The organism is Mesorhizobium cantuariense, assembly GCF_042647205.1.
Classification (GTDB): domain Bacteria; phylum Pseudomonadota; class Alphaproteobacteria; order Rhizobiales; family Rhizobiaceae; genus Mesorhizobium; species Mesorhizobium cantuariense.
The window spans coordinates 126,441-148,215 of the sequence record NZ_JBHRVD010000001.1; the positions used below are offsets into that span (position 1 = coordinate 126,441).

Genomic DNA, 21,775 nt, shown 5'->3' on the forward strand with positions numbered 1-21,775 from the left:
GCAACGACTCTTACGTGCGGATCAGCTCACTGTCAGCTCGTTCGAGTATCTTTTCGAGCGCAACCCAACGCCCCAAGCTCACTTCCAAAGATTCATGCCAAAAAGGGAAACGAATTGCCATGTACAGTCGAATCAGTGGCTCATCTACAAGCGCCTGCGAAGCTAACGAAACAACGCCGTCTAACGACAGTGATAGCTTTGGGGAAACAATTGCAAGCATGGCGCCTGATCTCCATGCTAGTTCGTCTTCAGCGCCCGCACGGCCATACGCGCTCGTTTCCCAGCCTCCTATCGTCGAGATCGACAGGTCTTCATTCGGTAGGAAAGTGAGGGAATTTTACGGCGATGAAATCAAACAAATCGCGGACAATCCGCAAGAGTACACGGATTTCGTGTCCTCAAAAGCCGCGCGCACGGTAATGGTTGCAAGGCTCTGCGGTGGTACCCACGATGATACGGAAGAGGCGCGATACTTTAGTTATCAGCTAGGCAAAAAAAGCGTTGGGATCTTAAGAACAGAAGGCGGATTTAGCATCGAAGGAGAATCGTGGCGGGAACAGTTTCCTGGGAAAGATCGGATCACATCCGTCGTAGACCTTCGGGTTACTCATCCGCTAGCCGACAATGCAGGCGATATTTTGCTTGAACATCAACTTCGGCTCGACGGCAATCAGGCGCTGGTCATGTCACGACCTGCCGCGACGGAAAATGAAGCCCGCCTAGACCAAATGGGCTTTGTTCACGTGGGTGACAATCGGTGGATACTTGATCCTACACAGCATCCCGAAAAATGGGTGAAGAATAGTGACGGTGAATGGCAGCGGGCTGACAAACCTCCTCTATATCTGTCCAATGCCGAGGGCTATGATGCCGATAGCGAAGTAAGCATTGGGGCCAATTCCAGCGAAGCAAGCTTTGAGACAAACTCGTCCGATGATGACCCGTCTTGGTATTTCAAAAATCTCAATTTGAACCAGGATCGGTAATGAAAGAGAGCGAATCACCGGTGGTTGCTTTGTCCTTTTTGTGCGCTCGAGAGCACCCCCCCAGGACAGAGCACCCCCAGGACATTGGAGCAGAACGGCCCTTGTCCATACATCCGTCAAACACTGGCTCCGGCCGATCCGGATCGGCTTCAGCCGGCGCCGGGAGCGATCCTGCAAGCGATTGTGGTGTCGCAGGAAACGATCGCCTCCCGATTGGTCTGGCTACCGTCGATGTCGATGCGGTCCGGTCGGCCACGACGCTCCAGCGCTGCTCGCCGAAATAGAATTCGCCGGTATCGCCGACATTGTCGATGGCGCGATAGAGATACATCCGCTGGCCACGGACCTTGGTGGAGATCTCGTCGACATGCCATTTGCCGGTCACGCTGCGCTTGCTGCGGTGGAAGCGCTCCAGCAATAGCGGCGCGAAACGAGCGGTCAAGCGGTGGATGGTCTTGTGATGTGATCGGCCTTGCCGCTCACGAGTAACAAAACGTTGCAACGTATCCCTGTCGACGACCAAATCGACCAGCTTGCGCGTCTCTTCGGACTTCACAAGGCTTACAAAGTCTGAAGGCGGCATGGCGATCTGCGAATTGTCGGCTACCCGGATCGTCGCGACAGGCCCCCGTAGGAGGTGGTCAGCTCGTCGAAAGCTAGCGCTGCTAAGACATGGATGTTTGACCATCGCAAGGTCTTCGAAGCGGCAATTCTATCCCATCTGACGCGGCAGTTCTATCTCATCAAGGAGAGTGGCATGGAATCCAATCACGATCCATTCAATACCAACGCTTGGATGCACCAGTACGCTGCCTTGCAAGAGCAGCAGCGGGCGAGGCAAAAGTTGGACAATAAGCCTGCTGGCCAAGCGAGCTTTGAGCGGCAATTGAGCGACTTGCAGCTCAGTTCCCCTGACGAGAGCTCCGGGGATGCTGGTTCGCCCGACACTCGATCCGCAGTGGCGCATGGAAGTATCCAGCGCACTAACGTCGGCGGTTCGATGCGGATGCCGCCGCATTCCAGCCTACTGGACAATTCGGTCAGCAGTACACGGTACAGCGTCGATATTCCTCGCGTTCACCTTGGCTCGGCTGCGAAGGCCTCGCAGTCTGACTTGCGTGACAGGCCATTCAGTAGCACGCGCTACACAGCACCATCGGAAGCGCGGCTTGCGGCGCGGACGAAGGATAGCAAGAGCCGTGGACTGTTTTCTCGTATTAAATCAGGGCTCGGCAAAGCCTTCGGGGGCAGTCGTCACGAAAAGTCGTCCGGCGACTCACTGTCGTACGTGATCCATTCAGAGCCTCGCATGGATTTTGCCAAGCGGAGCCGCCAGTCCGATGCGGACCTGAGCCTCATTGAAGAATTCAAGGTGGCGTTGGTCGGCGAGAACCGCAAGCCTAAAACCATTGATAACTACGTGACCGCTCTCAGAATGTTTAGCGAATTCCTTCAACCCGAAGGCGTGACACTGGAAAAGCTACTTGGCGACGCTGATCTGCTGAAAGCCAAAAAGGATGACTTTGCGAAAGTGGCGAGCGCCAATAGCAGGAATCATTTGGGTGGAGCATTGGACGTGCTCCAGCGTTTCCGGGCCGGAAATCCCATATCCGCCCCCGCGTGGGTGGACACGCAAGACCAACCGATGCATCCCCAGGACAAGCGGATGATCCGACAGTTCGAGGAAGCAGTCAAAGCCTACAATGGCGGCAGCGGTCGAAGGGCCGGAAGGGTTCCCGCGCCTACCATCAAGAGCAATGTGCAGGCTCTTAGGGCGTTTGCTCGTTGGCTCCTAAAAGAGAACAAGGGTCCACTGACTACTCGGGCTTTTAACGAGCCAAAGTCACTAGCCCTCGACATCGAGGAGTACACCGCAACTGGTGGGGACCATCGTGACCGGCTCGACGCGGCACTGTCTCACCTCCGGAGGCTCGGAGCTGAGGGGCTCCAAGCAGTCGGTGCCGGACCCCGCCTGATGGGGCGCGAAATATTGCACCCTTATCCGGAGGACGCCCCCACCATCGATGGCCTACAAGACGAAGCCTGGGCCAATCTGGGACCCGACGCGACTCGCGCAAAGAAGGCCCCCGCCTCAACCATGGCTTCCAAGCTACGTTCGTTTAGCGATTGGCTCCAAAGGGAGAGCAGGGGTAGTATAATGAGCCGAATCAGCGGCAATTCTCGGCAGAAAGCGTCGCTGGACGCGGATTACAAGAACTACGTTAAAACAACAAATCGGACCGCATCGTTCGATAAGCTTAGAAAATACTTAGGAAATGCCTATACTGACGACGTCAGCATCATTGATGGCCTGGTCAGCGACGATCTGAGCAAGCTCGGATCCGACCCGGCGTCCCAAAATAGAAAAAAAACTATCCAGAATACTGCTTCGTACCAACGTAGCTTTAGTGATTGGCTCCAAAGTACGGGTAGGGAGAGCATAGTAAGCCGAATCAACGGCACTGAACGGCAGCGACGGTCGTTGAACGCAGATTATCGGGACTTCACCAAAGCCACAGGAAGAACTGGCTTGAACCTCAAGAAGCTTGGGCAGTACCTACGAGTCGTCGAGGCAAACAGAGCGCTGGGTGTGGCCTTCCCTGAGCAGCCGAGTCGGGAACCTCGGCTTGCAGGGTCGAGCCCATCGTGGTCGCCGCACGTCCCGTCCGGCTTTGACCCAAGTGAGTGGCCAACGCCGGGAGGCCCGCAGGCCGGACGGCACGAAACGGCTGTGTCGAGCTCGACCTGGTCGCCGCGGTTGCCGTCAGACTTTGATCTAAATGAGTGGCCGACGCCGGAAGGCCCGCAGGCCGGACGGCACGAAACGGCTGTGTCGAGCTCGACCTGGTCGCCGCGAGTGCCGTCAGACTTTGACCTAAATGAGTGGCCGACGCCGGAAGGCCCGCAGGCCGGACGGCACGAAACGGCTGTGTCGAGCTCGACCTGGTCGCCGCGGATGCCGTCAGACTTTGACCTAAATGAGTGGCCGGCGCCGGAAGGCCCGCAGGCCGGACGAGACGAAACGGCTGTGTCGAGCTCGACCTGGTCGCCGCGGATGCCGTCAGACTTTGACCTAAATGAGTGGCCGACGCCGGAAGGCCCGCAGGCCGGACGAGACGAAACGGCTGTGTCGAGCTCGACCTGGTCGCCGCGGGTGCCGTCAGACTTTGACCTAAATGAGTGGCCGACGCCGGAAGGCCCGCAGGCCGGACGACACGAAACGGCTGTGTCGAGCTCGACCCGGTCGCCGCGAGTGCCGCCCGACTCTGAGGCGAGTATGCGGCCAACCCCGGAGGGCGCGCCAGCTCGGTCGTCAGAGATCTACCGCGGCCTCCATTCTTTCGTTGATCTGCCGTCCACACCGCAGGAGACGCGTGACGACGCTCAGTCAGCGCAGGTGCCTGGTCCGGCCGCCAGTCCGCCGTTCTTCATCGGGCCATCAGGCGAGCCTCTGGAGCTCGAGGATATCGGATATCTCGTCGGCGAGGATTGGCAGCATGGCTCGCAGCCGGTTCCGGACTTCCTGCTCGATGTACTGGACAACAAGATGCTGTTGCCGAGTCCGCGCATGGTTCCGCGGCCTGTCTCTATCAACGGTGAGACCTACTCTATCACGTTGGGGCCGCGAGGGCGCCGCGATGCTCAATTTATCCATCATCCTCGCCCATCCTCGGTTCCAGATGCTCAGATCGGTGCTTCGGCTACGAGTGCCTCTTCCCACGACCGCGGACGGGTGCTCGGAGCCAGAGAATGGCTCGGCGACGATCATATTCAGCGGGATTACGAGTTCGTGGCGCAGGAGTTGCGTGGGACTAATCCGGATCTCGCCGCCCGGACGCGGTTCGTGGATCCTCTGATAGCCTTTCAGCTTAACCACGGCGCCGATAGCGACGCGCTACGCGCATTCCATCGCATTGTCCATGATCGGAATGGTAACGATACAGCCGACTTCCTGTTCCTGCCAGTGAACAATGCCAGTGCTATTCGCGAAGGCGACCATTGGTCGCTGCTGCTGGTTGATCGCCGCAATCAGGAAAGGCCGGTCGCCTATCACTACGACTCCCTCCGGGGACACAATGATGAACCTGCAGCACGGCTCGCAGCACGGCTGGGCGCCGACCTACAAGACGCCAGCATGGCTCAGCAGAAAAACGGTTATGATTGCGGCGTCTTTGCAGTGGATGGCACACGGGCGCTGGTTAGGCGATTGGCGGGAAGACGGCAAGCAGACCTGCGGAACCTCGACAACCTCGTCGCAGATCGGCGGGCACTGCAAAACCGTCTCAGGGGCTGATTGCGATACGGCTGAGGGGCGCGGCCAACAACCCGGCGCGGTCCCCTCTCGGCCTTCTCTCATAGAGCCTGGCAGAGCGCTTCTCGCCGACGAGGAGCGTAATCAGCGCCCTCGCAGGGTCTTGTTGCAACGGCTGAAGAGGGGCGCAGAGAGGCACTGATGCGAGGTCTATCAGTAGGCAGGATTCGAACTGCTCGGCGATCGAAGCGTTCGGACTGTAGCTGTGCCTCGCCTGTCGTTTGCGCATCATGTGGATCATCTCGATGCCGGATAAAATGGTTGTGGCGGTGGCCGCCGATTTGAAGCCGAGCATCGGCCGGGCGCGGCGCTTGGAGTGCCGATGTCCTGCTCGATCCTTCAAATACTGGCTCCGGCGGATCCAGATCGGCTCCAGGAGCGATCCTGCAAGCGATTTGTGGTCTTGCAGGAAACGATCCCGTCTCGATTGCTCTGGCTACCGTCGATGACGACGCAATCCGGTTGGCCATGAGGCTCCAGCGCCTTTCTGAAGAAGCGTTTGGCCGACGGCAGGTCGCGCTGTTGCGCTGAAATGCATTCGACGCTGTCATGCCATTGGCGGTCACGCTCCGCTAATCCCAGATCATTCCAACTCGACGCATCATCGTAAGCGGTGCGCCAAGGCACCTCCCAAAATCGTCTTGTGATGCGTCTATGGTAGGTCGCTCGTTGGCCGGCGCGCCGGCGCCGATCACTGATGGTAGTGGGTGACGTAGTGGAGTTCGCGGAGGGCTGGGATGACGAGGGCGATGTCTTTGTAGGCCTCGTGCTCGATGAAATGCGCGGTCTCGGGCCCCGGTCGGGGCTTGCCAAGGGCGGGCCTGCCCTTTTTGTCGATGCAGTAGATCAGGATCGGCAGCAGCAGGCCGTGGTTGGGGTTGTCGAGGTCGAGCAGCCGTTTCCAGCGTTTGATGTTGAGATTCATGGCCGCGTAGAACCCTTGGCACCACGGCCGGGGGTCGATGCCGCCGCTGGGCTTGGTGGCGAATCGGGGCGCATAATCCTGCGGTCTGTCGAACAGCGTCTCGTTGAGCCGGTTGTGGATCCTGGCGAGGCTGGCAAACACGGCATGATCGGTTGCAGAGCCTTTGGCCAAGACGTCGCGCGGCAACCCCATGAGCGGGCACATCCAGTCTTGCGGGTCCGCGAACCGCGGCCCGGTGACCGCCGCCGTTACGAAGCCATCCAGCGCCGACATGGTCCGCACCAACGGGCGGCGGGCGGTCTTGGCGGCCATCCAGGCTTCGAGCGCCTCGTCCGACAGCGCCATGTCATCGATCGCGCTCATGCCGCCAAGGAGAGCGGCATCTCTTCGCGGCGCCCCCAGTTCCATATGTGGACGGCTCCCACTTGCAAGTGTTTTTTACAGATATTTTTGATCGGATCGCTTGCTTCCATATGTGCGGCCTTTGTGTGTGGTCGCACATGACCACTGGCCAAGATGGTTTCCGCAACGCATGTTCCTAACACGGCAACGACCTTGAAAGGCCAATGAACTGACGGAGTATCACGCGTCTTGGATCGATCGATCGCACCATCTGCTTTTCTCTTGCAAGTTCACAGCATCAGCTCAACACAGTAGCATTCTATTCTGCTCACCGTGATGACCAATTCCTATGTTGCTTGCGTTTGCTCCTCTGTCCGCCGATACGCCTCGCCGCTCACCATGAGCTTCCACGCAATACGGGCGATCTTGTTGGCGAGCGCCACCGCAACCAGCTTTGGTTTCTTCCGTTGCAGGAGTTCGATCAGCCATCGGGAAGCATGTCTGCTTCGACCTGCTCTGACATGCTGAAGAAGGGCAGTTGCGCCAACCACCAATATGCTCCTCAGCATTTCGTCGCCAGCACGTGTGATCACCCCCAGTCTGACCTTGCCTGCGGTCGAATGGTCTTTGGGCGTGAGGCCTATCCAAGCGGCAAAATCGCGACCCGACTTGAACGTTCGGGGATCTGGGGTCTTCATCATCAAAAGCGATGCGCCGACCGGCCCGACACCCGGAATTTCGGCCAGGCGCCTGCTGCATTCATTGGAGCGGTGCAACGTGGTCAGTTTTTCCTCGACGGCTTTCGTTTCAGCCAGCAAATCTCGATATTCAACGCCATGCATGGCAAAAAGCTCGCGGGCCAATTCAGGCAGGGATTGATCCGCCGCAATCCGCTCCAGCAACGGTTCGATTCGGCACATGCCCTTGGCCGCGACGATGCCGAACTCCATGGCAAACCCGCGTATGGCATTGGCGAGCTGCGTTCGATTGCGAATGAGTCTCTCTCGCACACCGACCAGCATTAACGCCGCCTGCTGGTCCGCGGTCTTCACCGGCACGAAGCGCATCGTCGGTCGGCTCATCGCCTCACACAAAGCTTCCGCGTCCGCCGCGTCGTTCTTGCCGCGTTTCACATAAGGTTTCGCCAACTGAGGCGCTATCAATTTCACCTCATGACCGAACGAACTTAACAGCCTCGCCCAATGATGAGAGCCTCCACAGGCTTCGAGTGCGATAGTAGTCGGCGGCGTTTTCTCGAAGAATTTCACCATCTCCCTACGCGAAAGCTTCTTGCGAAGGACTGGTTGCTCGCCTGCGTTCACGCCATGCAATTGGAAAACGCTCTTTGACGTATCCATGCCAATTCTGATAATCTCTTCCACGGACGGTCTCCCTCGATTGAGCTTTCAACGAACTCATTCTGGCACATTGCGATGCCGTTGGGAGCCGTCCACCCCAACACGGCATCAGCTCGTCCCAGCGCGAGGCTGGCCAGTCGTTCTGGATGCGCTCGGCGACATCGGCCATGTAGGCTTCGGCATCAACCCCGCAGAGCTTGCAGGTCTCGATGATGCTGAGCACGACCGCGGACCGCTCTGCCGCGGCGAGGCTGCCCGAGAAAAGCCAATTGCGCCTGCCGACCGTAAATCCACGAATCGCCCGCTCCGCGATCAGGTTGTCGGGCTCGAGCTGGCCATCGTGGAGGAAGCGGTTGAACGCGCGCCATCGCCTGGTGCCATAGGCGAAGGCCTTCGCGATATCGGCATGGCGCGACAAACCGTTGCCCTGGCGCATGAGCTGTCGTCGCAGCGCCCGGACCAGTGGTCGGGTCCGGCTTCGTCGTGCGGCCAATCGCTCGGCGGGTGGGAGCCCCCGTATCTCTTCCTCGATCCGGTAGATCGCCTGGATACCGGCCATCGCCGTCGTGCTGAGTTCGGTCGGCTGGCTGTCGTGAACGTCGATTATCTTGCGACGCAGATGGGCCAGACAGGCAGCTTCTCGAATGGCGCCGCCCTTGTAGATCTGGTTATAGCCGCTGAAACCGTCGGCCTGGAGCGTGCCGGCAAATCCCGCGAGCTCGGTCATCACGCTCTCGCCGGCGCGTCCCATGGTGGCGCGATACCAGGCGATCGGCGGCTCCTGCGAGCCTGAGTTGCGGTCGTCGGCGACGTAAACCCAGAGCGCGCCCTTGTGCGTCTTGCCGGTGCCGGGCGCCAGGATCGGAAGCCGCGTGTCGTCGGTGTGGATCTTGGTGCGGGTACGGCCGATCTCGCGGATGCGATTGTAGATCGGATCGAGCAAGGTGGCGGCGTAGCCGGCGCTGCGCGCAAGGGTGGATCGCTCGATATCGACGCCCTTGGCGGCCATCATCTGTGCCTGACGGTAGAAGGGTAGATGATAACCCCACTTCGCCATCATGATATGGGCGAGCGCGGCATAGCTGAGCTTGCCGCGTGCAATGGCCTTGGCTGGTGCCGGCGCCTGGATGATTTTATCGCAGGTCCGGCAGCTGTACTTGGGTCGAATGGTCTCCATCACCTGCCAGGCCTGGGCGACCAGATCGAGCATCTCCTCGCTATCTTCGCCCATGGCGCGCAGATCGCCGCCGCAGCCCGGGCAGCATGCGCAAGAGGGTTCGCGAACGATCCTCTTTCGCGGCAGGTTGGGGTTGAGCTTGCGCACCGGCAACACCCGGACCTTGTCGGTGTCGGCGACGATGGGCAGCTCGATATCGGGCAGGCCGACGGCGAAATCTGTCTCGAGATCTTCGAGTTCGAGCAGCATCTGGCCCAGCTTCTCGGACGAGCGGCCGAAGGCCTTGCGATTGAAGCGAGCGATCTGCAGCTGCAGGCGCTGGATGCGAAGTGCGGCCTCGGCGCGCTCCCTTCGCAGTTGCTCATCCCGCTCAGCGATGGTGATGTCACGGGCAGAAACGGCCGCCTCCAGAAGGGCGATCCGGGCGAGGAAATCAGCGATTGAGGGGGTCTGTTCCGACACCCAAATTAAATACGAAAGAGCTCCGTTACGGAAGCAGAATCGACACAAAATCAATGAGAAACGTCAAAATCAGCCAGCCAGACGCGGTCGATAAATCTTGCTCGGCCGGCGCCAATCGATCCCGTCCAAAAGCAGCGAAAGCTGCGCCTTGGTGAGTGACACGGTGACCTGATCCTTGGTGGTTGGCCAAGCGAAACAACCATCGGTGAGCCTTTTGTAACTCACTTGGAAATGCAGGCGGTTCATCGTCCCCGTCGCAGTTTGTGACAGTGACTCACCCCTTTCATCCGTATTCCGGGCAGCGAGGTGCCTGCGTTGGGAAGCGCGGTAACCGAGGGGGCAAGCTATTGCTGCTGCGCTTTGACGATGGCCGGATTTGCACTGTTCCGCCGCAATGGACCGATGCAGCAGGCCCCAGCCTTGAGGTTATCGCGGGAAACGGGCGCGCACTGTGCAGCCTCACCGACCTACTGGAACTCAGCGGTCTCGTAGAGCGCCTCATATCGCAAGGGAGATGCGCAACGCCGCAAGATTGTAAGGGAAATTTTGCCGATGTTGCAAGGAAAATAACGCCGCAAAACCCATGGGAACTTCGCTGAATGTGCCGTATTAGCAGAGATTATACTCGATTTGTTGACAGATATCCGCTTGACGGTTTAGCCATACGCGACATATTTATAATTACGTCAATTGAGTCGGCATCGGGGGCGGCGCAGGTGTCGGACAGCGTCAAACACAGGCAATCGAAAGGCAGCGCTTTGGCCGAGGATGGCACGCTCAATCCAGCCCCGGAAAAAATCGGCGATCAGAAGTTCCGGGAGGACGGCTTCTTCGATCCGCGCGACATCGTGCAGGTGAAGTACGAGATGCTGCGGCGCGTATCGGTCGACAAAATGTCGGTAACGGAGGTGTCCGACGAATATGGCGTCTCCCGGCCGACCTTCTACCAGGCCAAAGCCGACTTCGAGGACGCGGGTCTGGCCGGCCTAGTACCGAGGAAGCGCGGCCCGCACGGCCCGCACAAGATCCAGAGCGAAGTGCTGGCCTTCCTCAGGGCCCAGGTGGTTCCGGGCGAGCCCATTCGGGCACGCGAACTGACGAACCGGCTCCGGACAGAGTTCGGACTCGATGTCCACCCCAGAACAATCGAGCGTGCGCTCGGCGAAAAAAAAACGGTGTAACCATCAGTGGCGGTGCGCAATTGCATTGCGCGATGCAGTCCCGCGCCACGGAGCGATACGAAATACTGCGCGCCGCCGCGCTTGGCGCCGCGCTCCCTCTGGAGGCACGCAGCGGTCTTACCATCCTTCTGCATCGCGGCATGTGGGCCTGGGTTAGCGCGATCTTGCGTATGCCGGGCTGGTCCCCACCCGCGGCTTTGCCGCCAGTCGCCAGGCTGCCGATCGCAGACGAAACGTCCGAGCGACGCACAATCATCCACTTGCTCGCCACCATCGTGATGGCGGCCCCTGAACGGAGAACAGCATGAACGAAAAGCTCAAGGTCCAATCGCATCATCTCGAGCGTGGCGCCTACCTCTACATCCGACAGTCATCGATGCGACAGGTCATGGAGAACGTCGAAAGCACCAAGCGTCAATACGATCTTCGTGGTCGCGCGATCGGGCTTGGATGGCGCGACGACCAGATCACCGTCATCGACAGCGACCAGGGCGAATCCGGCGCTTCAGCGGCGTGGCGCGCAGGCTTCCAGCACTTGGTGTCCGATGTCGGCATGGGGCGCGCGGGGATCGTCATGGGGCTGGAAGTATCCCGCCTCGCCAGAAACAACGCGGACTGGCATCGGCTGCTGGAGATCTGCGCTTTGGCCGACACACTCATCCTCGACGAAGATGGCGTGTACGACCCGGCCAACTTCAATGACCGGCTTCTGCTGGGCCTCAAGGGCACGATGAGCGAGGCCGAGTTGCACGTTATCAAAGCCCGGTTGCGTGGTGGCATTCTCAACAAAGCACGCCGCGGTGAATATCGTTGCCCCCTTCCGACCGGCTTCATCTATAATGAGGTTGGCGATGTGGTCCTCGATCCAGACGCTCAGATCCGGGAGATGATCACCCACTTCTTCGAGACGTTCTCGCGGGTCGGGTCGGCTACGCAGACCGTCAAGGCGTTTGCCAGCGAAGGTCTGCTCTTCCCATCCCGGTTCCGCAACAGCAAGCGGGTGGTCTTCCAACCCCTGACCACATCGACAGCCTTACGCACGCTGCACAATCCTCGCTTCGCGGGCGTCTATGCCTATGGCCAGCGTCTTTACCGCAGGACCGTCGACGGAAAGAAACAGGTCCGTAAACGTGAGCCCAATGAATGGCTCGCATGCATCCCGGACGCCCATCCCGGCTATATCAGTTGGGAGCAGTTCCAGCACAACCTGAAGGCGCTCGAGGCCAATGGCCAAGGCTACCAGACCGCGCGGGTCTCGCCACCGCGCGAAGGCGCGGCTTTGTTGCAGGGGCGCGTCATATGCGGGCGGTGTGGCTGCCACATGAGGGCCCGTTACGTCACCCGGCGCGGTCAGGTGGACACTTGGTACGTCTGCAGCCGCGCCTACGTCTCTCGGGGTGAGCCTCACTGCCAGTCGATCGCAGGCTGGCCCGTCGACGCGGCGATCGGTGAACTGATCGCCGCGGAAATGACGCCCGCCGCCGTGGAATTAGCTCTGGAGATCCGAAAAGAGATCGAAGCGCGCTATGACGAAGCGGACAAACTCCGGCTCCGCGCCGTCGAACGCGCCCAAATCGATGCCGATCTTGCACAGCGGCGGTTTATGCTGGTCGATCCGAACAACCGCCTGGTTGCCGACACCCTTGAACGCGAATGGAACGACAAACTGCGCATGCTGGCTGATCTACGAGAAGAAAGAGCGCGCGCTCTACGCGAAGACCGAGCGACACTCGACGATGCAATCCGTGATCGATTGATCGCCATGACGGCCGACTTCAAAACGGTCTGGTGCGACCCCACCTTGCCGAACCGAGAACGCAAGCGACTCCTTGCCTATCTTGTCGAAGACGTCACATTGCTCAAGTTCCAGGCCGAGGGAGAGACCCGGATCCACATCCGCTTCAGAGGCGGAAGGACCGAAACATTGACCACTCAGAACCCGAAATCCTCCGCACAGCAGGTAAGGACCCGGCCCGAGGTGGTCGAATTGGTCGACAAGCTTCTCGACGATCATATCTGCGCTGAAATCGCTGACATCCTGAATGCAAGGGGAATCCGTCCCGGCGGCTCAGCGCGGCGCGGCAAGGCTGACGCCCAGTTCACCGACTTGCGCGTCATCTATCTTGTCAAGCAATATGGTCTGCGCTCGCGCTACGACCGGCTGCGCGAGCGGGGAATGCTGACAAAAGCAGAAGCCTGCGCAAAACTCGGGATCACCGAATGTACCCTGGTCAGATGGGCGAAATACGACATCGTGAAAAGACATGCCTACAACGGCTATATCGGCCTCTATGAGCTGCCAGGACCGCACGTCCCAGCCAAGCAGTGCAGCCGATGGAACCAGCTCGCCCATCGGGCAGAAGCCATCCGCCGACTCAACTCCTCAAAATGCTCCGATCTCAAGGAAAGGGCTGTAGTATGAAGCCAGTTAGTTTGTAAAAAGGCAAAATCCCTGGTCGTCATGCGCCAGAATCTTGACGATATGACCCTTGCGTCCACGGAAGCAGAAGATCGCGCCCGTGTGCGGGTCGAGCGCGAGCACCTGCTGCACCATGCGTGCCAGGCTGTTGATCCCGCGGCGCATATCGGTCGCGCCGCAGCACAGGTAAATCCGGTCGGTCGGCACCACCGTGATCACTTGGTCAACTCCGTCAGGACGATACGCAGCGCTGTCGGATCGACGATCCCGTCGATCCGCAATCGCGCGCCGCTCGGAAAAGCCACGACGATCCTGCCGGCCGGGTCCGGGCAATCGGCGACGGGGCGTTCAACCTCGGGCAGATCGCTCACGTCGATGCGCGCGAAGGTCGCCATCGCCTGATCGGCATCAGGCTCGCCGCCGGCCATCTGCTTGCGCCAGGCATAGAGCTGTGATGGGGCTACGCCGAACGCTTGCGCGACCTCGGTCACCGACGACCCCGCCGCGCTCGCCAGGTCGACCAACGCGCGCTTCTCAGTGCAGCTCCACAGCCTTCGTTGCCGCGCGCGCCCGGGCGTCGTTGCACAATCTTCGGCCGCCGCCGCACCGCTTAACTCGGCGACCAAATCGCCCTCTGCATGTTCCAATGTCATGGCGCGAAAACTCCATGTTCATCGGCCTATTGCAAGGTGCCTTGGCGCACCGCTTACGCATCATCTTGTACCGACTTCCGACAACACCACCGGGATCGAGCGCCTGGAGATCGGCGTGGTTGGCATGAAATACGGTCTACGGAGGCATTGGCATAAGCGGGAGAGAGAGCGGCCGATGTCGACCAGCATGAAAAAGGCGACTGCTCTCAGTGCGATTGCAGAAAATGTGTTAACAGCGTCCGTCACAAAAGCGTGCGGCAGCCGGGATTCGGGAATTCGGGTCGGACTGTCGAGCCACGCGCGAGACAACGTGCAGTCTTTGGCCTAATGGCGCGAGGTCGGGAGGCACAGATGAACGAGGAGGCTTTCAACAGCCCACTTTTCGTGAAGCGCGCAACTCACATCGTGCAAGAGATTGCCAGTCTAGCCGACGCTGTCGACTTCCTCAATGAATGGCCAGAAGATCGCAGGGACCTAATCCACGAAGCCGCCCTCAGAACGTGCTATGATGCATACGATGGACGAAAACCTGTGAGCGCCGCGCGTAATGCCTTTTTCGGCTTTGCGAAACCGGCCAACATATTGGAGGATGCAACCTCCGCAATGCAGTGGCTCGCTGCTTGCAAGTCGGGCACCGGGAAAGCACAAGTTTAGGCTTCGGCGCCATGCGGCTGGTGCTGGGCGCGCCGAGGGAGGGCAATGTGTCGAGATTTCATGCATGGCGAAAGCGGAAGCGCTGCTCGAAAATGGGCGAGAATTGTTCGGCTGGGCAAGCAAGTGCGACCAAGGCTATTACCGCATGTGGGTACAGACATGACCCGCTCGAGCAGATTTGAGAGGCCGGTCGTTATCCAGGTTACCCGCCACAGCTCAGAGCGTATGGTGTTCGATGTTAATGACGCGGCCGCTATCCTACTGCGTGACCTTCATCGTCAGACCGAGAAACGGAAGGTGGCGATGAACGCCTGTCTGCAGGTATTGCGCGGTGAAATTCATCCGCCAGCTGCTCGAAGGGCTTTCGTGGCTGCTGCACTCGAAGCAAAGATTCTGCGCAGCGATTGATTAACTAGGATGGTCAGGAATTTCTTCGTTGCTTCGCTGCTGGTTTCTCGCACAAAAAGACGATCGCAGAAGTGCGGTATCCAACCCACGCACAAGAACGCCATTCCTAAGAAGCACTCAGCCGGGTATACTCTACAACCCGCGCCAACGCCCAGCTGTGTCTTTAGAATGGCGCGTAAGAGCATGATCGGCCGTCCTTTCAAGGGCACATTCTGTTCCCAGTGCTGTTCATCAACGGCAAACATCCAACTGACGACGTCCCGGTTGGAATTTCGTTTTCCTGTGTGCCAGTCCGGGGCCTTTTGCACGGCTATCGCGATCGTGCCAACGCACTCCTTTCGGCCTTCCCGTCTACCCCAAGCGACAAGTTGAGATTGTGGCGCAACATCAGATTCCCTGGCTCTGTTTCAAGAGCTTGCCGATATAACGCTCTTGCCGCGTCATGTCGCCCCTCCAAATCCAGAACAACTCCCTTCGCGTTCAACGCCCGCAAATTACTTGGAGCTGCTACCAAGAGGTTGTCGAGTACCTGAAGCGCCTCATTCGGGCGTTTCTGCGCCAGCAAGACCTTCGTAAGACGGATTGCCGCATCGACATTGTCCGGATGCTGCTTCAGATCATCCCGCAAAGCCCGCTCTTGCGCATCCTGACCGACTGCGCGCAAAATGCGCTCGCGTATGGCCGGATCGATCTGATCAGCGCCGAGCAACTCTGGGGGCGACGTCTCCTTCACTGAAAGAACTGGCTTGTTCCAGCTAGCGCAACCTCCGAGCGGAACAATGGCGAGTACTGAGAAGAGAACTGAGCGCAGACGAGATGAAAGTAACGGCGGAGTGGCAATATTCTCATGTGAATTCATGTTTGGTTCTCAGCTGTCATAGAGTGCTGTGCCTTTGAGTTGGCGGCAACGCGGATACTGCGAGAGTCCCCCGACATTTCCCCTTCTGTTCCAGGGGGGAGCTTGACGGATCCGGCGGGTTGAATCGTGAAGTCGGAGGCAAGGTCCTGATAAGACAACACAGCCAGATCGATCCCGTTTCGGGTGAGAAAGCCGCGGACGAAGCGTCGAACATCCATCGAAGTTAATATGACGGGGCGGGTCTGATCCGGTGCTGTGCTGGAAAAGATGCTGCGCATCTGTGACAGCAGCGCTTCGCTTTGCAGATCCTCTAACACGAGGTAGGGGCCCGCAGCCGAATCTCGAGCCGCACTCCGCACCATATCCTCACTCTCACGTTCGATAATAAAGGCGGGCACGATACCTTGTGTGTTGGCATAGCGGTGGCAGATCTGCCGCTTCATGCCGGAGCGAACATATTCCGTGAGCAGCGCGACGTTTTGCTCACGTTCGCTCCATTCGGCCAATGCCTCCAAGACGAGGCGGGTGCTGCGGATAGGGATACCTTCATCCAGCAGGCGGCGCAGCACATCGGCAACCCGGGGAACAGGCGTCGTGCGCAGCACCTCCTTCACCAGATCAGCATAATCGTGCTCCATTCGGCCCAGCAATTCGCGGGTCTCTTGGATACCCACCAAGTGCGGTGCATAGCGGGTCAACGTCGCATGGACACGCGAGGCAAGGAGTTCGCTCGCTCGGTGATAGCGGATGCCGGCAGCGTTGAGAGCCGGTGCATGGCCTTGTTCGACCCAGATTCTGTCCGCTTCTGGATCATGCCGAATGGGGATGCCGCTAAGTTCAATGTTCGCCAGACCGTCTGCGAGTTCTAGCAGTGTCGGATCAATCAAATCCTGTTCGACTGGCACGCCCTCGACATCTATTCTAAATTGCGACTCGGGCAGCTGCTCGTCGACCGCAACTGGAATGCGCGGAACGATAATGCCGAGATCAGCTGAGACGAGTTGCGAAACGCGTGCAATGTGCTGTTCCAATTCGGCTTGGTCGATCTCATGCGTAAGGCTCGGCGCAAGAAAGAAGGCGAGCGGGCTTGCCTGCGCAGGCACGGTTTGTTTTTGAGGCTCTACTTGATCTGCACTTGTAGCATTGGTATTGTCGGCGCCCTGCCCATCGCCCTTGGCAATGCTTGCGACGGCGAGGACTGCGGCCAACGTAAGAAAGACGGGCAGAGGGAAACCGGGAACAAACCCCATCGCAACCAAGACGCAGGCCGCCAGCCGCAATGCTCGCTTGCTGGCCGTGAGTTGATTGACTATGTCGGTCCCAAGGTTGAGCCTCGCGGCCCCCGTTACACGCGTGACGATGGTTGCCGCTGTAATTGAAAGCAGCAGGGCCGGAATCTGCGAGATTAACGCGTCACCTATGGTCAGTAGAGTATAGTGTTGCAGAACCTCGCCGAAGGACATGCCTTTCGAAAGCAGGCCGATGGAAATTCCACCCAGCATGTTGATGCAGATCACCACGAGCCCGGCGATGGCGTCGCCCTTTACGAATTTCATCGCGCCATCCATCGCGCCAAAAAGTTGGCTTTCCCTCTCCAATGCGGCACGCCGCCTGCGAGATTCGTTGGCATCGATGTGGCCGTTGCGAAGCTCTGCGTCGACCGCCATTTGCTTGCCCGGCAGAGCGTCGAGCGTGAAGCGGGCCGCCACCTCCGCTACGCGTTCGGCACCCTTCGCGAGGACCATGAACTGGACCATGGTCACGACCAGAAATATGACAAAGCCGACGAAGATATTGCCTGAGATTACGAAGTCGCCGAACGTGTGGATGATGCTGCCTGCCTCTCCCTCGGCCAGGATCAGTCGTGTCGTTGCGATGGTAAGCGCCAGACGGAACACCGTGGAAATCAAAATGACGCCCGGCAAAGACGAAAAATCAAGCGGCGTGCTGACATACAGGGCAACCATCAGCAGCAATATGGCCAAACCCAAATTGAATCCGATAAGCGTGTCGACAACCACGAGCGGGATTGGCATGACCATCATACCTATCGCCAGCAGCAGCATCAACGCGACCATTAAGTCGGGGTTGGCCGGCGCACGGTCGATGAAGTTACGCAGGACGTTGGGCATGTGGGCCCCTTTGTGGTCGTTTGAGAATTACTGGGCTACCACGCAGTGAAACGTAGCTTTCGAAGGCCGCGCGCGCCTCGTCCCTGCGGCCGGTCCCACGCAGCGCATCGCCACGCGAGGGTAGTCAGAGGAAAGCGCGAGGATCCCCGGTTAGGCGTATCCAGTGTGGTCAGGACCATCGGTGCCTCATCGCCGAAACCTTCCGGGATGAGCGGATAGGCGAGAAGCCGCAGCAGGGGGATAGCTTGAGCATTGGAGTTCTCCTGAATACGGCCCGCGAAGCTGAAAGCCCTTAATACGGCAGAGCAGCAACGCGACCATTTCGGCTCATCAGCACACGACCCTCCTCGATCCGATCGACCGTCCAGCCATCATCCAAAAGCGCGCCGACAAAATACTTCTCGCCAGCGATTATCAGATACGGAAGGGGCCCACGCCAAACTGCTTCAACCGCGATGGCGGATGGCGCCTTCTCCTCCTTGATAACCACTCCATTCACCAGTGTGAGAGCGCCGTTCGTGCGATGATCGAACCACTGCTGAACCCTCTGCCAACTGCTGATCGATGCTGACGTGACGGTGCCCTCAGCGGTCACGACGCCCTTCGCGGAGCCGATCATAATATTGTGAAGGCCCGCTTTATCGACTTCCTCTTGCAGGTCTTTGGCCACAGCCACGGTAGCCTGATCATCAGCGCGGTTATTGGTCAGCTTGAATTCAAGTTCGGCACCTGGCGACTTGGCGTTCAATGCATCAGCAGTGCCGTAATAGGAGAACATAGCCGAGAGTGCGCCGATCCCGAGAGAGCCGAGTAACACCAAGGTGAGCATAAGGATCGAGAGGCGTGGTCTGGCGGTCGAACCAGTCGGCGCTGCATCCTGCGCTGACCAGAGAATGGACATCGCGCCGGCGTGAATGATGACAGGAAGGGGCAGCACAACGCACTCGCCTGCTGCAATATTCCGATTGTCCTCGATGCTGAGTCCGCCTGCAAGCGCCTCAACCTCGATCGAATTCCCAAGAAGAGTGATACGAAAATGATGTGGCGCCAGTCCTTGCTCGACGAAGATTATATCGGCGTCGAGGCCACTGCCGATTAAGTTCGTTTCAAGAGTCGGCTTACCGGTCAGCCCGCAATAGACCCCCGACAGAACTTCGAAATGAAGGGAAACAGCGTCATTCAAGGATGATCTCCCGAATCAGGAAAGAAGCCGCATGGCAATTACCATGCGGCTCATTTCGGTCACACATCGCGCCACCCAGGGCAGCGATCGAGGGTTTCCAGAACCCCGTTTCCGAGATTACTGAACGCGTTCGTCGGCCGCTTTCTTGATTGTCTGCAAGTTGGTCGTAACAGTGCGCAGCTCTATACTCCTAGCCGTAGCCTCCAAGCTAACCGCCGTTAGCTCCTGGATTTGCTGCTGGAATGCGGCAGCCCCAGCGGCTTTGGAAGCTACGTCCGCACCAGCCGCAGCGCCAGCACCACCCAAACTACCAAGAGTACCTATTTTACTCATATCGTTTCCCTTCTGTTCGAACTGTGCCGTCACCGACGGCACGCACCTCCCGACGCGGACCACCCAACGTCAGGCATCTTCTTCAGTGTCTGCCAGAGCGTCGTCGGCATCAGCCATGGCATCGTTCACAATAGTTAGCGCAACAGAACGGAGAGCCGTCTCGAAGGCATCGCTTTCAGATGCAGCTTGCGAGCCATCCCCAGAAAAGGTCGGACTGTCCGCTCGACCGATCTCGCCACCCGGCCTGGTAGGACCAGAAGGCCCGCTGCTATGACCAGAGGGCTCGCTGGATGCGTGCCGCGACTGTCCATTCGAATGTCCATGCCCGGTGCGGGCCAAGGATCCAAGTCTATCGCCAATTGCTGCTATCATCAGGTATTCCCACATCTGTTTCCGTTAACGGCGAGGCGTAGAAGATCAATTTCATCAAACGTTAGGAGGGCGAGCTTTCGAGAAGCTGACCAGTCTCAACAAAAAGCGGCTGCGGCGCTGTTGCAAAATGAATGGTCGCGCACGATCTTGTGTGTGGACGAGGCCGTTGACCGCATCAGGAACAGGACCATCACCGGCTACCGGTACGATCCCAAGGCGGCAGCCCTATTGGGCGTAGAGGTTTAGCTTCGGGAGCCTTGGCTATCTGCTGGCCTCTTAAAAGCCTCTAGGGACTCGGCGGTCGGCCGGGTGCGTCCTGCGAGGCTAACGCATTGAAGAAATTATATTTTAAATCTCTTTCGCATAATAAACTTGCGATTCAACAACTTAATAAACTTGCGATTACACGGCATCATTGACTTGTGCTGGTGCAGCATTATATACTTGTATTCGCACAACACAAAAAACTTGCAAAGGCACGTCCGTGGCCAAGCCCCATGAAAAACTCGCAGAGCCCCTAGCCATCCTCAAAGAGCTGCAGGAGCAAGGGCGGCGCATATTCAAGTCAGACGAGCTGACGCGCGTCCACCGGGAGCGGCTGGTGGCGAACGGATTTCTGCGCGATGTGATCAAAGGCTGGGTCATGTCCACCGGCCCTCAGGCCCAGCAACAGGACACCACCCCCTGGTACGCAAGCTTCTGGGAATTCTGTTCGCTGTACTGCAATGACCGGTTCGGCAAAGACTGGTTCCTGTCTCCCGAACAGTCCCTCCTGCTGCATGCGGAAGCGCCGACCATCCCTCCACAGGTGGTGGTGAATACCCCGAAAGGAAAGAACAACAGGATCGACCTGCTGTTCGGCACCTCCCTCTACGACCTTGCGGTCAAGGAAATGCCGGAACAGCTGACGGAGAAGAACGGTCAGCGGGTGCTTACCGTTGAGGCCGCGCTTATCCGTGTACCGGAAGGATTCTTCCAGCGCGCGCCTATCGAAATGCAGGTCGCCATGGCGTCCGTGCGCGATGTATCGACGGTACTGGCCCTCCTTCTTGATGGCGGCCATTCCGCCGTGGCGGGGCGACTCGCGGGCGCATTCCGCCGCGTAGGGCGTGATGCCTTCGCTGATGAAATTGTGGCAACCTTCAAAGCGGCCGGGTACGACGTGCGCGAGTCCGATCCGTTCGCGGGTCGGACCGGGGTTACGACCATAGCGGCGGGTGTGCCGCCGCTGGTCGCGCGCCTGCGCGCAATCTGGGAATCCCAGCGCGAAGCGATCATAGAGATATTCCCAAAGGCGCCGGGCCTTCCGTCCGACAAGAACGCTTACATGAAGTTCGTGGAGGATATCTACGAGAGCGACGCTTATCACTCGCTGTCGATCGAAGGCTACAGCGTGACGCCCGAGCTCATCGACCGCGTGCGCGAAGGAAGCTGGAATCCGGAGATCGATGAAGCGGACCGGAAAAACCGCGATGCGCTCGCCGCGCGCGGCTACTATCTCGCGTTTCAGAAAGTCAAAGAGTCCGTGGCGGCCATCATTGATGGCGCGCCAGCAGGAGCCTTGACGCGCGATACACACAGGGAGTGGTACCGGGAGCTGTTCGCGCCGTCCGTGACGGCTGGCATACTCAGGGCGAGTGCACTTGCCGGTTATCGGAACCACCCGGTGTACCTGCGCGGTTCGCAGCATGTACCGCCGCGAACAGAGGCTGTTCCCGATGGCATGAACGAGTTGTTTGACTTGCTGGAAACGGAGAAAGACGCTTCCGTGCGCGCCGTGCTGGGGCACTGGCTTGTAGGTTATGTGCACCCTTATCCGGACGGCAACGGCCGTATGGCGCGGTTCCTCATGAATGCCATGCTGGCGTCCGGTGGCTATCCGTGGACTGTTGTCAGGGTGGAAGACCGCAAGGCGTACCTGGCGGGCCTGGAAGAGGCGAGCGGCAACATGAATGTGAAGCCGTTTGCGGCGTTTCTGGCCGAGCGGGTTACTTGGTCTGCCGATCGAAGCGCCTGAGA

Annotated in this window: 17 protein-coding genes and 2 pseudogenes; 8 read left to right on the forward strand and 11 right to left on the reverse strand. The window is 58.9% G+C overall.

Annotated elements, in window-relative coordinates:
- The first annotated feature begins 119 nt into the window (after positions 1 to 119).
- Positions 120 to 986, forward strand: a complete 867-nt coding sequence (locus tag ACFOJ9_RS00575; RefSeq protein ID WP_378976407.1) for a host specificity protein — start codon at positions 120 to 122, stop codon at positions 984 to 986.
- Positions 987 to 1,097: 111 nt separating this feature from the next.
- Here the strand turns inward: ACFOJ9_RS00575 and ACFOJ9_RS00580 are convergent.
- Positions 1,098 to 1,446, reverse strand: a pseudogene (locus ACFOJ9_RS00580) (DDE-type integrase/transposase/recombinase); the annotation flags it as partial.
- Positions 1,447 to 1,662: 216 nt separating this feature from the next.
- Here ACFOJ9_RS00580 and ACFOJ9_RS00585 point away from each other — a divergent pair.
- Complete coding sequence (locus tag ACFOJ9_RS00585; RefSeq protein ID WP_378976409.1) at positions 1,663 to 5,280, forward strand: Ulp1 family isopeptidase; 3,618 nt, start codon at positions 1,663 to 1,665, stop codon at positions 5,278 to 5,280.
- 184 nt (positions 5,281 to 5,464) lie between these two features.
- On the opposite strand, the pseudogene ACFOJ9_RS00590 reads toward ACFOJ9_RS00585, so the two are convergent.
- From ACFOJ9_RS00590 to tnpB (ACFOJ9_RS00610), 5 genes and pseudogenes are all read right to left on the reverse strand, one after another.
- Positions 5,465 to 5,847 (reverse strand): annotated as a pseudogene (locus ACFOJ9_RS00590) (DDE-type integrase/transposase/recombinase); the annotation flags it as partial.
- A 142-nt stretch (positions 5,848 to 5,989) separates the two neighbouring features.
- Positions 5,990 to 6,631 carry a UPF0149 family protein gene (locus tag ACFOJ9_RS00595; protein WP_378976411.1) on the reverse strand — a complete coding sequence of 214 codons (642 nt, stop codon included), beginning with the start codon at positions 6,629 to 6,631 and terminating at the stop codon, positions 5,990 to 5,992.
- Between the two features lie 281 nt (positions 6,632 to 6,912).
- Positions 6,913 to 7,947 (reverse strand): IS110 family transposase, encoded by a 1,035-nt coding sequence (locus tag ACFOJ9_RS00600; protein WP_378976413.1) that lies wholly within the window; start codon positions 7,945 to 7,947, stop codon positions 6,913 to 6,915.
- Positions 7,841 to 9,562, reverse strand: a complete 1,722-nt coding sequence (gene tnpC / locus ACFOJ9_RS00605; protein WP_378976415.1) for an IS66 family transposase — start codon at positions 9,560 to 9,562, stop codon at positions 7,841 to 7,843. The genes ACFOJ9_RS00600 and tnpC overlap by 107 nt, the downstream gene beginning before the upstream one ends.
- 69 nt (positions 9,563 to 9,631) lie before the next feature.
- Positions 9,632 to 9,808, reverse strand: a complete 177-nt coding sequence (gene tnpB / locus ACFOJ9_RS00610; protein WP_095090364.1) for an IS66 family insertion sequence element accessory protein TnpB — start codon at positions 9,806 to 9,808, stop codon at positions 9,632 to 9,634.
- Between the two features lie 23 nt (positions 9,809 to 9,831).
- On the opposite strand from tnpB (ACFOJ9_RS00610), the gene ACFOJ9_RS00615 reads away from it, so the two are divergent.
- From ACFOJ9_RS00615 to ACFOJ9_RS00625, 3 genes are all read left to right on the forward strand, one after another.
- The gene (locus ACFOJ9_RS00615) at positions 9,832 to 10,161 is read left to right on the forward strand and encodes a DUF5372 family protein (RefSeq protein WP_167392284.1); all 330 of its coding nucleotides are present in this window, start codon (positions 9,832 to 9,834) and stop codon (positions 10,159 to 10,161) included.
- Positions 10,162 to 10,320: 159 nt separating this feature from the next.
- Positions 10,321 to 10,743, forward strand: a complete 423-nt coding sequence (locus ACFOJ9_RS00620) for a helix-turn-helix domain-containing protein (RefSeq protein WP_245331263.1) — start codon at positions 10,321 to 10,323, stop codon at positions 10,741 to 10,743.
- A 304-nt stretch (positions 10,744 to 11,047) separates the two neighbouring features.
- A complete protein-coding gene (locus ACFOJ9_RS00625) occupies positions 11,048 to 13,165 on the forward strand; it encodes a recombinase family protein (RefSeq protein WP_378976417.1) in 2,118 nt (705 codons plus the stop codon).
- 6 nt (positions 13,166 to 13,171) lie between these two features.
- On the opposite strand, the gene tnpB (ACFOJ9_RS00630) is transcribed toward ACFOJ9_RS00625, so the two are convergent.
- Entirely contained in the window at positions 13,172 to 13,381 is a 210-nt protein-coding gene (tnpB, locus tag ACFOJ9_RS00630; RefSeq protein ID WP_378976419.1) for an IS66 family insertion sequence element accessory protein TnpB, read from the reverse strand.
- A complete protein-coding gene (gene tnpA, locus ACFOJ9_RS00635; RefSeq protein ID WP_378976421.1) occupies positions 13,378 to 13,815 on the reverse strand; it encodes an IS66-like element accessory protein TnpA in 438 nt (145 codons plus the stop codon). Before tnpA ends, tnpB (ACFOJ9_RS00630) begins: the two co-directional genes overlap by 4 nt.
- 351 nt (positions 13,816 to 14,166) lie before the next feature.
- Between tnpA and ACFOJ9_RS00640 the strand changes: the two genes are divergently transcribed.
- Together ACFOJ9_RS00640 and ACFOJ9_RS00645 are read left to right on the forward strand one after the other, a co-directional pair.
- Positions 14,167 to 14,469: a DUF982 domain-containing protein gene (locus ACFOJ9_RS00640; RefSeq protein ID WP_378976423.1), complete on the forward strand. Its 303-nt coding sequence runs from the start codon at positions 14,167 to 14,169 to the stop codon at positions 14,467 to 14,469.
- A 159-nt stretch (positions 14,470 to 14,628) separates the two neighbouring features.
- Positions 14,629 to 14,877 carry a DUF982 domain-containing protein gene (locus ACFOJ9_RS00645; protein ID WP_095085192.1) on the forward strand — a complete coding sequence of 83 codons (249 nt, stop codon included), beginning with the start codon at positions 14,629 to 14,631 and terminating at the stop codon, positions 14,875 to 14,877.
- A 310-nt stretch (positions 14,878 to 15,187) separates the two neighbouring features.
- Here the strand turns inward: ACFOJ9_RS00645 and ACFOJ9_RS00650 are convergent, their stop codons facing one another.
- The 3 genes from ACFOJ9_RS00650 to ACFOJ9_RS00660 form a co-directional block, all read right to left on the reverse strand.
- The gene (locus tag ACFOJ9_RS00650) at positions 15,188 to 15,736 is read right to left on the reverse strand and encodes a tetratricopeptide repeat protein (RefSeq protein ID WP_095085194.1); all 549 of its coding nucleotides are present in this window, start codon (positions 15,734 to 15,736) and stop codon (positions 15,188 to 15,190) included.
- Positions 15,733 to 17,868: a type III secretion system export apparatus subunit SctV gene (gene sctV / locus ACFOJ9_RS00655; protein ID WP_378976425.1), complete on the reverse strand. Its 2,136-nt coding sequence runs from the start codon at positions 17,866 to 17,868 to the stop codon at positions 15,733 to 15,735. Before sctV ends, ACFOJ9_RS00650 begins: the two co-directional genes overlap by 4 nt.
- Positions 17,869 to 18,160: 292 nt before the next feature.
- Positions 18,161 to 19,051: a SctD/MshK family protein gene (locus tag ACFOJ9_RS00660; RefSeq protein WP_095085197.1), complete on the reverse strand. Its 891-nt coding sequence runs from the start codon at positions 19,049 to 19,051 to the stop codon at positions 18,161 to 18,163.
- 1,189 nt (positions 19,052 to 20,240) lie between these two features.
- Between ACFOJ9_RS00660 and ACFOJ9_RS00665 the strand changes: the two genes are divergently transcribed.
- Entirely contained in the window at positions 20,241 to 21,773 is a 1,533-nt protein-coding gene (locus ACFOJ9_RS00665; RefSeq protein ID WP_378976427.1) for a Fic family protein, read from the forward strand.
- Positions 21,774 to 21,775 lie beyond the last annotated feature (2 nt).

Bases quoted from the DNA above. Each gene is read 5' to 3' on its own strand.
- ACFOJ9_RS00575 (WP_378976407.1), top strand. From the start codon at position 120: ATGTACAGTCGAATCAGTGGCTCATCTACAAGCGCCTGCGAAGCTAAC.
- ACFOJ9_RS00585 (WP_378976409.1), top strand. From the start codon at position 1,663: ATGTTTGACCATCGCAAGGTCTTCGAAGCGGCAATTCTATCCCATCTG.
- ACFOJ9_RS00595 (WP_378976411.1), bottom strand. From the start codon at position 6,631: ATGGAACTGGGGGCGCCGCGAAGAGATGCCGCTCTCCTTGGCGGCATG.
- tnpB (WP_095090364.1), bottom strand. From the start codon at position 9,808: ATGAACCGCCTGCATTTCCAAGTGAGTTACAAAAGGCTCACCGATGGT.
- ACFOJ9_RS00625 (WP_378976417.1), top strand. From the start codon at position 11,048: ATGAACGAAAAGCTCAAGGTCCAATCGCATCATCTCGAGCGTGGCGCC.
- tnpA (WP_378976421.1), bottom strand. From the start codon at position 13,815: ATGACATTGGAACATGCAGAGGGCGATTTGGTCGCCGAGTTAAGCGGT.
- ACFOJ9_RS00640 (WP_378976423.1), top strand. From the start codon at position 14,167: ATGAACGAGGAGGCTTTCAACAGCCCACTTTTCGTGAAGCGCGCAACT.
- ACFOJ9_RS00645 (WP_095085192.1), top strand. From the start codon at position 14,629: ATGACCCGCTCGAGCAGATTTGAGAGGCCGGTCGTTATCCAGGTTACC.
- ACFOJ9_RS00650 (WP_095085194.1), bottom strand. From the start codon at position 15,736: ATGAATTCACATGAGAATATTGCCACTCCGCCGTTACTTTCATCTCGT.
- sctV (WP_378976425.1), bottom strand. From the start codon at position 17,868: ATGCCCAACGTCCTGCGTAACTTCATCGACCGTGCGCCGGCCAACCCC.